Raw genomic sequence first — 13,324 nt, 5'->3', positions numbered from 1 at the left:
TCCCCGATAAATCGCCAAAAAAGTTAAAACACGTCTTGCGGCGATTTGCCGAGGTCGGCTGGATGCCCGCGAAGCTGAAGGTCTGTGTTGGCAGCCTTCAATTCATTTTCATGATTCATTAGCGCATTGAATGCGGTAAATGAATACTAAGGAGCAGCGGTTATTCCATCAACTGGCAAAAAAGGATATGAATATTACTTTTCAGAATAAAAATTGTAGGAGCGAGCTTGCCTCGCGATCTTTTGACCTTCTAAAAGATCGCGAGGCAAGCTCGCTCCTACACGGGAAGGGTTTAACCGGCGTAGATGCTTTGCATCAACGCATCATGGCTGCTGGCCGGGTGCACGATCATGCCTGGCAGCAAGGCCTGGGATGAGGTCTTGAGGGTTTCGACCAACGCCTTGGCCACTTCCGATAACGGTGTGGCGTAGGCCGAGATCAAGCCAAAAAAGAACGGTACGTTGCTTTCAATCGGTCGCACCACGACGCCGTTCAATGGCACGCCAAAGGCCGTAAACGGGTCGGCCAGCGCCACGCCCAGCCCCACGCGGGCCATTTGCATGGCGGTCAGCGAGGTGTTGGTGTCAAGAATGTGCTGCGGCTCAACCCCGGCGGCTTCGAACGCGCGGTTGATGCGTCGGCGGAAGCGGAACGGGTTGGAGATGCTGATCAAGGTCTGTTGTGCCAGGGTTTGCATGCTCAGCACCGGCTCTGCCGCCAGCGGCGAGTCGGCCGCCAGCACCGCCACGCAGGCGGCTTCGCCAATCCAGTGCAACTCAAGGCCGCGATGTTCCAGCGGCAAGCTGACCACCCCCAGATCCACGGTTTTGGCCAATACCGCCTGCACCGCTTCTTGCGCGCTGAGGCTCTGGATTTGCAGTTGTTGCGGCTGCAAACCCGGTGGCAACTGCGCCAGCGCAGGCGGCAACAGGCCCGAGGCCAGGGCCGGGGTGGCCACCAGACGCAAACTGAGGTTTTCGTCACGGGCAATGCTCAGTGCCCGCTGCTGCACGTGACGCACCCCTTGCAGGGCATTCTCGACCTCAGCCGAGAGCATGAACGCCTTTTGCGTCGGGGTGACTTTCGGCCCGCTGCGTTCGAACAGGGCAAACCCCAGTTCATGCTCCAACTCCTGTATCAGCCGGGTCACGGTAGGCTGCGAGCGCCCGAGCATCTGCCCTGCCCCCGTGACACTGCCCGCCGACATGACCGCAGCAAACGCTTCCAACTGGCGTAGATCCACCGAGATCTCCTTTGACATGACCTGAGGCGATGCAGTGTACACAGCACCGCCGGTTCGGGGCAGGTCACTCAGCCCGCCAACAGCGCAACCAGGGCCGGTACGGTCAGCACCGCGGTGTAATACCCCATGAACTGCACGCCGATGTTGAAGCCCAGAAAGCGCGAGAGAAAACCGCCCAGTAGGCCAACGGTGACAATCACCAGCAAGCCAAGCAAACCGCCCTCCCAGATCCCGATCACCAGAATCAACCCGACAAACGTCGCGATTACCGCTTCGTGGCTGATTTTGCGCGACACGTACGACGCCGCGCGATACGCGTAGTTCATGGTGAATGGATAGGCGATCAACAAGGCCACCACCACTGCCAACATGCCATAGCCGAGAAACTCCCAGGTGCTGAGCAACGAGTGCAGGTTGTGCACCTCGCCCGAGGCCGAGTCCACGCTAAAGCGCGGCGGCGCGTTGAACAACGGCGCTGCCGGGCCCGCCGCCACCGGGCTCAGTGGCAAGCCAAAGGCAATCAGCGGGATCAGCGCCTCGGCAATGTAGGTGGACTCGGTCACGCCATTGCGCGCGGTAATCACTGTGGTCAGGCGGTGGTAAACATGCTTGACCCGCGAGCCGACCAGTTCACCCATGATCACGGTCATGGCCACCGGGCTGAACACGAAGGTGGCACTGGAGATTACAGCGGTGATCCCGGTCCACAGGCTTTGTTTGCGGTCCAGAACCTTGAGCGGGTTGGGAAAGAAGCCACCGCCGCTTTTTACATCAGGCGACAGTGAAAACGTGCGCACTTCACTGCGGCGCATGTTCTCGCGCTCGGCCGGGGCCATCATCGCGAACAGGGCTGCAATCAAAGGCCCGATGGCGATCCCCAGAAAGTAACTGACGGTGAGCTTGACCCCGTATTGGCCGGTCAGGGTTTGCAGGCCGAGAATGATCAGCACAAAAGGGATCAAGGCCAGTACCGCCGCCAGCCGCCCTTTCGAAAACCACGCAATGGCAATCGCCGCCGCCAGGAAAATCCACGGCGCCGAGCGCTTGATGGTGTCGCCAAACGGCGCCAGCATGACCGCAAACAGGACCGCCATGGGCACGGCGATCAGCGCAGCAATCACCGCCCCGGAAATCATCTTGCGCAAGGCAATGTGCGGCACCCCGAGGTTGCGCAAAAAGTTGGCCTCGCGCATCAACGGCGTGGCCATGGTGTCACCGGGAATCCCCAGCAGCGCCGTGGGCACAGCGTGGGTCATGTGCTTGGCCACCGCACCGGCCAGAAAGAACGTCAGCACCCCCGGCGCAGGCACGCCCAGCAGCACCACCAGCAAGGTCAGCGGTGCCAGGGTGGTGGTTTCGTCGCTGCCGGAAATCAGCCCGATGGCGGCAAAAATCACCGCCCCCAGAATGCCCATGCCCAGGGCAATCAGCACTTGATCGAACAATGAGACGATCATGAGCGGCCTCCATTGGCAGCCAGGCCATCGACCGCTGGTGCCGGGGCATCCCCGACGTTGTGCAAGCCCTTCTCGTAGTCCACGAACAGCTCGTACAGGTCCATCTCCTTGAGTTCGGCAATGGTTTCGGGGGGCAGGTCAGCCAAACGCCCAAGGTCACCAAACTCGTTTTGCAAGTCCTTCAGGATCTGGCTGCGCCAGGCCGGGTCTGCCTCGTGCTCGACTACATGGCGCTTGGGTTTGAACAGGCTCGCACTGATTGCCCCGCCCACCAGACAACCCACAATGCCCACCAGCATGGCGTAGGCCCGGGCCATCTGTGCGGAGGCCACCCACTCAAGCAAAAAGTGCTGTGCGGTAAAAAACGCGCTGAGGCTGACGATGGCGCCAATCACAATGGCGTACACCAGATGGCGCACATCAACCGTGTCACCCCAGACTTCATAGAGTTCAGGTTTCAAAGAATTCTCCCACTGCTTTTATTGTTATGGAGGTGAAGAGAGATGCCCCAATACCTGTAGGAGCGAGCTTGCTCGCGATCTTTTAAAGGCTCGCGAGCAAGCTCGCTCCTACAGATGAAGTGGTGTTTTACATCACAGCCCGCGTTTTTGCTTGAGCAGTGCCGCCGCATGATCCGCGCGCACGTCGCGGGCTTCGACCATCTGCTTGACCAACCAGTCGAGTTCTTCACCCTTGGCGCCCGCCGTCAGCGCAATGTTGCGCGCATGCAAGGCCATGTGCCCGCGCTGGATGCCTTCGGTCGACAGCGCCCGCAGCGCACCGAGATTTTGTGCCAGCCCGACTGCTACGGCAATTTCCGCCAGTTCCTGAGCACTCTCGACACGTAATATGCGCAGCGACAACTGCGCCAGAGGGTGAGTTTTGGTGGCGCCGCCCACCAGCCCGACCGGCATGGGCATTTCCAGGGTGCCCACCAAGTTGCCCTGGCCGTCTTTCTCCCAGGTGGTCAGCGAGCCGTAATGGCCATTGCGACAGGCGTAAGCATGTGCGCCCGCCTCCACCGCCCGCCAGTCATTGCCGGTGGCGACAATCAACGGGTCTATGCCGTTCATGATGCCCTTGTTGTGGGTGGCGGCGCGGTACGGGTCAATCACCGCGAAGTTGTAAGCGTCGAGAATGCCTTCGATCACCTCCTCACCCTTGAATGCAGGCGTGGTGAGCAACTCGGGGGCGATGCGGATTTGCGCACGGGCCAGACGCAAGTCAGCCAGATTGGAAAGGATGCGCAGGCGCACCTTGGCCCCGGTGATTTCTTCGATCAGCGGCGCGACCGCCTCGGCCATGGTGTTAACCGTGTTGGCGCCCATGGCATCACGCACATCGACGATCAAATGCGCGACCAGCATCGGCCCACGCGGGCTTTGCGCAAAGGTGTGGACTTCAATGTCCCGGCAGCCGCCGCCCAGCGAGTTGAGGAGTTGGTCTTTGCGGTTCGCCAGCTCGATGATTTCGTCCTTGCGCCGTAAAAGGCTCAGGCGCGCATTGAACGGGTCAGCGACATCAACGATCTGTACCTGCGCGCGCATCAACGGCAACGAACTGGAGGTCTGAAACCCGCCTGCCTCCCGCGCCAGCTTGGCCATAAAGGAGGCCGCCGCCACCACCGAAGGTTCCTCGACCACCATGGGCACGATCACGTCGCGGCCATTGATCTGGAAGTTGCTTGCGACGGCATAGGGCAACTCGAAGGTGCCGATCACGTTCTCGATCATGCCGTCAGCCCGCTCCAGCGCCAGGGCACCCGGCTCACGCAACAGCGCGACGTCATCAGCGGGCAGGTCGAGCAGCGCTTGCAGGTGCTGCAAACGCTCGGCGGGCGCCAGGCTACGGAACTTGGGAAGGCGCGAATCAATACTCATGGTTCAATCCTGTGGTCATTATTGTTGTCTTTGAGCGCCACCCTAAAGCGCCCTGTGCCCGCATGAAAGGTACAGTTCGCACAAACAGTACCCAAGCTGTACCCTCGCTAAAAAACAGCAGGATGGCCAACCATGGTGCGTCTGACACTCGCTCAGCAACTGACCGCGTCACTGGTCGAACAGATCGGCAATGGCACTTATCGGGTGGGCGACCGCCTGCCGTCACTGCGTGAATGCATGCGCCTGTTCGGCCATTCGAAAAATACCGTGATCAATGCCTATGAAGCCCTGGCGTCCCAAGGGCTGGTCGAACCGCGCCATGGCCAGGGCTTTTTTGTCCGTCAGGGCAGCCCCAACCACAGCGAACCGGACGAACCGCAGCCCTATGCGCGGGCCATGGACACAATCTGGCTGATGCGCCAGCAGTTCGTCCGTGAACCGGGGCATTCGCCGCTCGGTGAAGGCTTCCCGCCGGTGGAATGGCTGATGGACATGCGCCTGGACAAGTTCACCCGCCAGATCATGCGCACCGAGGTCAACACGCTGTTTCGCTATGGCAACCGCCTGGGCAATGCCAGCCTGCGTCAGCATCTGGCGCAAAAACTGGCCAGCTATTCGATCACCGCCAGCCCCCGCCAGATCGTCACCACTCACGGCGCCAACCATGCGCTGGACCTGATCATCCGGCGTTTTATTGCCCATGGCGATACGGTGCTGGTTGAAGACCCCGGCTATTACCCGCTGTTTGGCAAGCTGCAACTGCAAGGCGCCCACATGCTCTGCGTACCGCGCCTGGCTGATGGCCCGGACATGCAGGTGCTGGAGCAACACCTGCGCAGCCACAAGCCGAAACTGTTTTTTATCCAGTCGGTGGGCCACAACCCGACCGGTTCGGATATCTCGCCGGGCAAGGCCCATCGGCTGGTGCAGCTCGCGCAGCAACACAACTTCATTCTGGTTGACGACGATGCCCTGGCCGACTTTAAACCGGCGTCTGCGATCAAGGTGTCTGCGCTCGATCAACTGCAGCGTTCACTGTACGTGGGCAGTTTTTCCAAATCGGTGTCTGCGGCGCTGCGAGTAGGCTTTATCGCCGGCAGCAAGGACGTGATTGATGAGCTGGGCGACTTGAAAATGTTGTTGCACACCAGCTCTTCTGAACTGTGTGAGCGAACCATGGACGTGATCCTTACCGAGGGGCATTTCCTGCGCCATTTGATTCGCCTGCAAGAACGGCTGCAAGCCGCCACCGCTGCCGGGCTGGCGATGCTCGATGAGATTGGCGCCGAGGTGTTTTGCCGCCCGCAACAAAGCTTGTACCTGTGGGCACGCTTTGCCCACATCGACGACGCCAAGGAACTGACCCGCCAATTGCAGCCCAAGGGCTTCATGATCGCGCCGGGGCACATCTTTTCTCCCGAGCAATCACGCACCAACCCCTGGACCCGACTCAACGTGGCGTATCTGAACGACCCGCTGCTTAAAGCGCTGTTCAAGGGCTGACGGACGGTATAACGACACAACCTGACAGATACGCGGCCCAAGGCGTGACTTTCCAGCAGCCCGCCCCTAGTATCGCCGGCGTTTTAAATCCCTTCCCTAACAATAAAGTATGGAAACTCGCATGCTCCCTTTCGCTCGCACCCTGCTCGCCCTGTCTTTGGGCATGACATTGCTGCAAACCCCGACCTTCGCCGCTCCACCATTGACCATGAGCAATGGCGTCGCGCAGGTGAACACCCAAGACAGCAACGCCTGGGTTGAAATAAACAAAACCGCGTTTGAACACAATATTCAGGTCCTGAAAGACACCCTCGGCGACAAATCGAAAATCTGTGCGGTGCTCAAGGCTGATGCCTACGGACACGGCATTGGTTTGTTGATGCCTTCGATCATCGCCACCGGCGTACCTTGCGTCGGCGTTGCCAGCAACGAAGAAGCCCGCGTGGTCCGCGAGAGCGGTTACAAAGGCCAATTGATTCGCGTGCGCACCGCCGCCCTCAGCGAGCTGGAAGCGGCGCTGCCGTACAACATGGAAGAGTTGGTCGGCAACCTCGATTTCGCTAAGAAAGCCGCGCAAATTGCCGAAAAACACGGCCGTCCGCTCGTCGTGCACCTGGGCTTGAACTCCAGCGGCATGAGCCGTAACGGCGTAGAAATGAGCACCGCTCAAGGCCGCAGCGATGCCGTAGCCATCACCAAAATACCGAACCTGCAAGTGCGGGCGATCATGACCCACTTCGCCGTGGAAGACGCCGATGACGTGCGCGCGGGCTTGAAGACCTTCAACGAACAGGCACAGTGGCTGATCAAAGAGGCCAAGCTGGATCGCAGCAAAATCACCCTGCATGCGGCCAACTCATTCGCCACCCTGGAAGTGCCTGAGTCGCACCTGGACATGGTCCGCCCAGGCGGCGCGCTGTTCGGTGACACGGTGCCTTCGCACACCGACTACAAGCGCGTCATGCAGTTTAAGTCGCACGTGGCCTCGGTCAACAGCTACCCGAAAGGCAATACCGTCGGCTACGACCGCACCTACACCCTGGCGCGTGATTCGAAGCTGGCGAACATTACGGTCGGTTACTCCGACGGCTATCGCCGTGCGTTCACCAATAAGGGCATCGTGCTGATCAACGGCCACCGCGTGCCGGTGGTGGGCAAAGTGTCGATGAACACCTTGATGGTTGACGTGACCGATGCGCCGGACGTCAAAAGCGGCGATGAAGTGGTGCTGTTCGGCAAACAGGGCGACGCAGAGATCAGCCAGAGCGAAGTTGAAGACATCAACGGCGCATTGCTGGCTGACCTGTACACCGTATGGGGCAACTCCAACCCTAAAGTCTTGATCGAAGACTAAGCCCCCCCCGATCTGGGGCATGACACCTTGTAGGAGCGAGCTTGTCTCGCGATCTTTTAAAAGATCAAGAGATCGCGAGGCAAGCTCGCTCCTACAGGGTTTGGGCGGTTATTTATCCGATTTGATGCTGGTCCAGGTGCGGGTCCGTACACGCTCCAGCTTTTGTGGCAGTGGTTGCACCACATACAGTGATTTCAACGCTTCTGGCGTCGGCGTCAGGTTCGGGTTGCCGGTGATGTCTTTATTGATCAGTGGCAGCGAGTCTTTGTTGGCGTTCGGGTAACCCAAAAAGTCACTGATCGACGCAATCACCTTGGGCTCCAGCAAGGTGTTCAGGAATTCATGCGCTTCTTCGACATTCTTGGCGCTTTTAGGGATAGCGAAGGTGTCAAACCAGATCGGCGCGCCCTCTTTTGGCAAACGCCAGTCCACTACCACCCCGTTCTTCGCTTCTTTGGCCCGGTTGCCAAACTGGTAAAAACTGCCCGAGTACCCAATGGCCACGCAGATGTCGCCGTTGGCGATATCGGTCATGTATTTGGCCGAGTTGAAGTAGGTGACATACGGGCGAATCTTCAGCATCAGCTCTTTGGCTTTTTCATAGTCGGCCGGGTTCTGGCTGTTCGGGTCCAGGCCCAGGTAATGCAAGGCTAGCGGCAAGATCTCCGATGGCGAATCCAGCATGGCGACGCCACAGGATTTCAGCTTGGCCATGTTCTCGGGCTTGAACACCAGGTCCCAACTGTCCACCGGCGCGTCGTCGCCCAGGGCCGCCTTGACCTTGGCCGGGTTAAAACCGATCAACACTGTACCAACCATGTAGGGCACGGCGTACTGGTTGCCGGGGTCGTTGGTTTCCAGCAGCTTGAGCAATTGCGGGTCTTGGTGCTGCCAATTGGGCAGCTTGGATTTGTCGAGTTTCTGAAACACCCCGGCCTTGATCTGGGTGTCGAGGAACTGGTTGGACGGCACCACCAGGTCATAGCCCGAGTTGCCGGTCAGCAGCTTGGCTTCCAGCGATTCGTTGGTGTCGAAGGTGTCCCAGGTCACTTTGATCCCGGTGTCCTTGGCAAAGTCTTTGGGCACTGACGGCAAGATGTAGTCCGCCCAGTTGTACACCCGCAATTCGCGCTGATCGGCTTGCACCGCGCTGGCCAACAGTGATAACCCACATACCGTGGCGCCCAGTAAGCGTTTGATCGTGCTCATGAATGTATTCCCCATCTTTGGCGTGAGATCGATAGTTGTTATGTTTTGTACACGGCAGCAGCCCGCAAAAAGGGCAAGGGTCAGGAAGACAACTCTTATAAGTTGATTTGATTCTTGCCGACCGCTGGAGCGGTTCACAGGGGTAGGCAGGCCAAAAAGGGATCGTTACGGCCATTGTTTGTGTCCGAATCTATGTCCGCCATCGCCCTCTTGCATCGCCCAAGTGTTCATCCAGCAACTGTTGCAAATCAAACAGCAAATCTGCACTTAACCACTCAATCAACAGCTCCCGCCTTGCCCGCCTCAGGCCAACCCCCCGAATTACAGGGGGTTGCCTGTTGGTACGGAGATTGCTGACAGGGAGTACCTGTCCACAGTCTGCTGAACACTAGCCAAGGATTCGAACATGTCTAACGCGCTGCAAGTCGTCGTCGTTTCGGGTGGGGCGTACAGCCCTTCGCGCACTCTGGTGTTGGCCAAGGCCATTCTCGATGAACTGCAAACCCGGCTCACTATCGAAAGCCGCTTGATTGAGCTGGGCACTATTGCCCGGCAACTGGGCGGCGCCTTGTCACGCCAGGAACTGAGCCCTGAGGTCGATGCCGAGATCCAGGCGATTGAAAACGCTGACCTGCTGATCATCGCCACCCCGGTGTATCGCGGCTCCTACCCCGGCCTGCTCAAGCACCTGTTCGATCTGGTGGATATCAACGGCCTGATCGACACCCCGGTGTTGCTGGCCGCCACCGGTGGCAGCGATCGCCATGCGCTGGTGCTCGAACACCAGTTGCGTCCGCTGTTCAGCTTTTTCCAGGCGTTGACGCTGCCGATCGGCGTGTATGCCACCGAGTCTGATTTCGCCAATTACCAAATAATCAGCGAGCCCTTGCAGGCTCGTATCCGCCTTGCTGCAGAACGTGCCGCGCCGCTGTTTGGCGCCTCGGCCACACCTTTGCTGAAAATCGCTTAAGGACTTCTTCATGAATGTGTTTTGGTTCCTCCCCACCCACGGTGACGGCCACTTTCTGGGCACCACCAAAGGTGCTCGCCCGGTCACGCTCAACTACCTCAAACAAGTCGCCCAGGCGGCTGATGACCTGGGCTACTACGGCGTTTTGATCCCGACGGGACGCTCCTGCGAAGACTCGTGGGTCATCGCCTCGGCATTGGTACCGTTGACCGAGCGCCTGCGTTATCTGGTGGCGATTCGTCCGGGGATCATCTCGCCGACCGTGTCGGCGCGCATGGCGGCCACCCTGGACCGGCTGTCCGGCGGGCGCTTGTTAATTAACGTGGTGACCGGCGGCGACCCGGATGAAAACCGCGGTGATGGCAGCTTCCTCAGCCACAGCGAACGCTACGAAGTGTCGGATGAGTTTCTGAAAATCTGGCGCCGGGTGCTGCAAGGCGAGTCGGTCGACTTTGAAGGCAAGCACTTGCACGTGCAGAACGCCAAGGCGCTGTACCCGCCGGTACAAAAACCCTATCCGCCGCTGTATTTCGGCGGTTCGTCCGACGCTGCTCATGACCTGGCCGCCGAGCAGGTTGACGTGTACCTGACCTGGGGCGAACCGCCTGCAGCCGTGGCCGAGAAAATCGCCGATGTGCGTGAACGCGCAGCACGCTTGGGCCGCACCGTACGCTTTGGCATTCGTCTGCACGTGATTGTCCGTGAAACCGAGGAGCAAGCCTGGAAAGCCGCCGACACCCTGATCGAACACATCAGCGACGAAACCATAGCCGCCGCGCAAAAGTCCTTCTCGCGCTTTGATTCCGAAGGCCAGCGGCGCATGGCTGCGCTGCACGACGGGCGGCGCGACAATTTGGAGATCTCACCCAACCTGTGGGCAGGCGTCGGCCTGGTTCGCGGCGGCGCCGGCACCGCGCTGGTGGGCAACCCGCAACAGGTGGCAGAACGCATCAAGGAATACGCCGACCTGGGCATCGAAAGCTTTATCTTCTCGGGTTATCCGCACCTGGAAGAAGCCTATCGCTTTGCCGAACTGGTGTTCCCGCTGCTGCCAGAACCTTACGCCAGCCTGGCGGGTCGCGGCATCACCAACCTGACCGGGCCCTTTGGCGAAATGATCGCCAATGATGTGCTGCCAGGCCAGGCCAAACCCTGATCGAACCTGCATCTAGCCGGATAATATCCGGCTAGTTCAACCCCGAAGCGCCTCGGTTATTTTTTAGGGCCATATTTAGAAATTACACTTGGCTTTGCCATGCCTATAGCGAGATGCGCCCAAGAATCCGCATTATTAAGAAATACCCAATGATTTGCTGCAGTTTCCGTACAACTTCCTGCGACAGGTGTCGGCATTTTAGCCATCACCTCCCTGTATTTTTCAACATTGCGTACCGCTTTACTATTTTCTCCTTTGCTGCCCACGTCACGACTTATAGCCATAGCTGTTTTAAGCGTATCAAACAATGCTTCATCACTATCCGGGTAACCAAAATTCTTTACCGGCATATAAAAGGCGTCATAAGTTCCCAGTTCAAGATGCGACTCCTCATGAATTAACTGCCTGGCCAGCGACGTTATATCACTGGTCTGGATAGTGGATTGTTTAATAAAGATTCGACGTTCAGTGTCGACTTTAACCACAAAGGCATCAGTTTTGCTGTCTTCTTCATAGATCACTATCCGATCTTTACCCTTTTCGATCCGTGATAGTTGCATGCTTTTCAGTTTTTCGAAGCCCTCACGCAACTCTGTTTGAGTCCGACCACTCACAGCCGTGCCGCCCAGAAAAAGCGACATCGCTGCATGAGCAACTTTGCTTTGCTGGGGACTGGATACACTTTCAATCGCTGAGCTCAGAATATCGACCGCCATCGTTTGCGCGTCACGAAGTTTTCCTGCCAATTCGCTCCCCGTTTCGCCGAGCGCTTCAAACTCTTGCAGCCCTCTTGCAACAAACGCTATTGAAGAGCGTTTTAATCGAACACCTTGTTCTATCGCATCGTTGACAGGTAAGGAGATTGCCCCTGCAGAATCCATCCATGACAAAGGTGAATTGAGAACAAATCGAAATACATTCAAACCATCGACTTCGCCCATCGGGTCCGGATTAATCCAGCGCTGCAACCACGGTGCGTAATAACGGAAGCCGTAGTAATACAACCCGGTCGCATCTCGCTCTTTACCCGAATAACGAATCACCTTGTAGCGGGCTTCCAGTGAACTTTTTGCCGCCCACCAGGCCGTCCCGCCGTAGGGGTAGTAACTTTCCTGACTCAGCAACTCGCCGTTTTGATCCAGCTCCAGCGTGCTGCTGCCCAAGTGGTCGTTCACGCTGTAACGGTGTTGATGCTGGCCATTTTCCCGGTTCAACAAACGCACGGCATTACGCCCCGCTTGGGCAAGCACCACGTGCAATTGCTCGCCCGATGTGCGGCTGCGGATCTCCAGCCCCGGCAAGTAGCGCACTTCGCTGATCTGTTCACCGACACGGGTTTTGGCACGGCGCACTTTACGCACGCGCTGGCCGCCGCCGTCATAAATGTAGGTTTCCGTATCGTCGTCCTGACCATCGGGATCTTCGCGCTGCACCTGCGTTACGTGCTGCAACTGGTTGCGGCTGTCCCACTGCATAAGTTGGCCTGGGGCCAAAGCCTGGAGATTGCCGTTGGCATCAAACGCTTTTGCAAATTCTATAGGTGAGCCGTCCTTGAACAGGCTGCGGTTGCTGCGTGCGTCGACGACCATTTCGCGGGTGTAGCTATTGCCAGTCCCGGCAGCGTGCTTGAGCCGGGTCAGGTTGCCGCCGCTATCGTAGCTGTAGGTCTGACTGTAAGTGCGCCAACGGCTGTCATCTACCGGGCCGAAAATCTCCAGCCCCGGCAGGTTCGGGCCGATGGTTTGGCTGGCGTTTTCGCGACCGGTGGCGCTGATCAATTGATAGAGCGTGTCATAGGCGTACGTACTGACTGCCTGAATACGCTGCCCGGCAAACCATTGCACCGGCTGCGCAAGGTCTTCGATGCGGGTGATGTTGCCTACCGGATCGTACTGGTAGTGCAGGTCCTGTAGCGTCTTACCGTCTGATCTTTTGGCCTTGAGGCTGGACAGCAGGCCGTCCCGCGCCGAGTAATAGGCCGTGGTCGTCACATCGTTGCCTACCTGCTCAGTTTCTACTCGACCCAAAGCGCTGTAGGTCGTGCTTTTGAGCAGGGCAACGTCGTCCAGCCAGGATGCAAAAGGTTGCCCGGCCACATCAAATTCAAAACGCTGCACATGCTTAAGGGCGTCGGTCTGCTCGATAACAGCGCCCAGCGCATCGTGACGCCAGCGTGTGGTGTAAGCCGTGTCTTCGAGATCGGCTTCAGACTCGGGCCACTCGGGCGGCGTCAGTGCGGTGCAGAATTGCCGGGCTTCGCTCAGCGGCTGCCCGCTGAGGGCAAATGCGTCATGCCACAGGCTGCCCGCCTGATCATCGTGGCGAAGCAGTTGTCCGCAGCGGTTGTGGCGGGCGTCTTCTTCGTCGGCACCCGCGTAGGTAAAACGCTCCACGCACAGCGGCGGTTCGTGTTCGAACACATTCACTGGTCGCATCAGTTCATCGTAGGTAAAGCGCCGATGGGTGTCGCGCCCGTCCCAGCTATCACGCAACTGCCCGGCGGCGTCATGACAGGCAAGCCGCCAGCCGGCATCCACGCTCGTGGTCAGCAG

General features: G+C 58.5%; 10 protein-coding genes. 4 read left to right on the top strand and 6 right to left on the bottom strand.

What is annotated here, in order from left to right; genetic code table 11:
• Nucleotides 1-292: 292 nt before the first annotated feature.
• From TU84_RS21360 to TU84_RS21345, 4 genes are all read right to left on the bottom strand, one after another.
• Nucleotides 293-1,243 carry a LysR family transcriptional regulator gene (locus TU84_RS21360; protein ID WP_048372640.1) on the bottom strand — a complete coding sequence of 317 codons (951 nt, stop codon included), beginning with the start codon at nt 1,241-1,243 and terminating at the stop codon, nt 293-295.
• Between the two features lie 68 nt (nt 1,244-1,311).
• Nucleotides 1,312-2,700, bottom strand: coding sequence for a tripartite tricarboxylate transporter permease (locus TU84_RS21355; protein ID WP_048372638.1), 1,389 nt, complete (start codon nt 2,698-2,700; stop codon nt 1,312-1,314).
• Entirely contained in the window at nt 2,697-3,161 is a 465-nt protein-coding gene (locus TU84_RS21350) for a hypothetical protein (RefSeq protein ID WP_048372636.1), read from the bottom strand. The genes TU84_RS21355 and TU84_RS21350 overlap by 4 nt, the downstream gene beginning before the upstream one ends.
• Before the next feature lie 132 nt (nt 3,162-3,293).
• Nucleotides 3,294-4,580, bottom strand: a complete 1,287-nt coding sequence (locus TU84_RS21345) for a hydroxymethylglutaryl-CoA reductase, degradative (RefSeq protein ID WP_048372634.1) — start codon at nt 4,578-4,580, stop codon at nt 3,294-3,296.
• Between the two features lie 132 nt (nt 4,581-4,712).
• On the opposite strand from TU84_RS21345, the gene TU84_RS21340 reads away from it, so the two are divergent.
• Together TU84_RS21340 and alr are read left to right on the top strand one after the other, a co-directional pair.
• Nucleotides 4,713-6,083 carry an aminotransferase-like domain-containing protein gene (locus TU84_RS21340; protein ID WP_048372633.1) on the top strand — a complete coding sequence of 457 codons (1,371 nt, stop codon included), beginning with the start codon at nt 4,713-4,715 and terminating at the stop codon, nt 6,081-6,083.
• A 121-nt stretch (nt 6,084-6,204) separates the two neighbouring features.
• Nucleotides 6,205-7,437: an alanine racemase gene (alr, locus tag TU84_RS21335; protein WP_048372631.1), complete on the top strand. Its 1,233-nt coding sequence runs from the start codon at nt 6,205-6,207 to the stop codon at nt 7,435-7,437.
• A gap of 108 nt (nt 7,438-7,545) precedes the next feature.
• Here the strand turns inward: alr and TU84_RS21330 are convergent, their stop codons facing one another.
• Nucleotides 7,546-8,646: a polyamine ABC transporter substrate-binding protein gene (locus TU84_RS21330; RefSeq protein WP_048372629.1), complete on the bottom strand. Its 1,101-nt coding sequence runs from the start codon at nt 8,644-8,646 to the stop codon at nt 7,546-7,548.
• A 406-nt stretch (nt 8,647-9,052) separates the two neighbouring features.
• Between TU84_RS21330 and msuE the strand changes: the two genes are divergently transcribed.
• Both msuE and ssuD read left to right on the top strand, forming a co-directional pair.
• Nucleotides 9,053-9,616: an FMN reductase gene (gene msuE / locus TU84_RS21325; protein WP_048372627.1), complete on the top strand. Its 564-nt coding sequence runs from the start codon at nt 9,053-9,055 to the stop codon at nt 9,614-9,616.
• Between the two features lie 10 nt (nt 9,617-9,626).
• Nucleotides 9,627-10,772, top strand: coding sequence for an FMNH2-dependent alkanesulfonate monooxygenase (gene ssuD, locus TU84_RS21320; protein ID WP_048372625.1), 1,146 nt, complete (start codon nt 9,627-9,629; stop codon nt 10,770-10,772).
• A gap of 56 nt (nt 10,773-10,828) precedes the next feature.
• Here the strand turns inward: ssuD and TU84_RS21315 are convergent.
• A partial coding sequence (locus tag TU84_RS21315) for an RHS repeat-associated core domain-containing protein (protein WP_048372623.1) occupies nt 10,829-13,324 on the bottom strand: 2,496 nt, incomplete at its 5' end.

This window comes from Pseudomonas helleri, from assembly GCF_001043025.1.
Classification (GTDB): Bacteria; Pseudomonadota; Gammaproteobacteria; order Pseudomonadales; family Pseudomonadaceae; genus Aquipseudomonas; species Aquipseudomonas helleri.
This window is presented reverse-complemented; position numbering and strand designations above follow the sequence as displayed.

Bases quoted from the DNA above. Each gene is read 5' to 3' on its own strand.
- TU84_RS21355 (WP_048372638.1), bottom strand. From the start codon at position 2,700: ATGATCGTCTCATTGTTCGATCAAGTGCTGATTGCCCTGGGCATGGGC.
- TU84_RS21345 (WP_048372634.1), bottom strand. From the start codon at position 4,580: ATGAGTATTGATTCGCGCCTTCCCAAGTTCCGTAGCCTGGCGCCCGCC.
- TU84_RS21340 (WP_048372633.1), top strand. From the start codon at position 4,713: ATGGTGCGTCTGACACTCGCTCAGCAACTGACCGCGTCACTGGTCGAA.
- alr (WP_048372631.1), top strand. From the start codon at position 6,205: ATGCTCCCTTTCGCTCGCACCCTGCTCGCCCTGTCTTTGGGCATGACA.
- TU84_RS21330 (WP_048372629.1), bottom strand. From the start codon at position 8,646: ATGAGCACGATCAAACGCTTACTGGGCGCCACGGTATGTGGGTTATCA.
- msuE (WP_048372627.1), top strand. From the start codon at position 9,053: ATGTCTAACGCGCTGCAAGTCGTCGTCGTTTCGGGTGGGGCGTACAGC.
- ssuD (WP_048372625.1), top strand. From the start codon at position 9,627: ATGAATGTGTTTTGGTTCCTCCCCACCCACGGTGACGGCCACTTTCTG.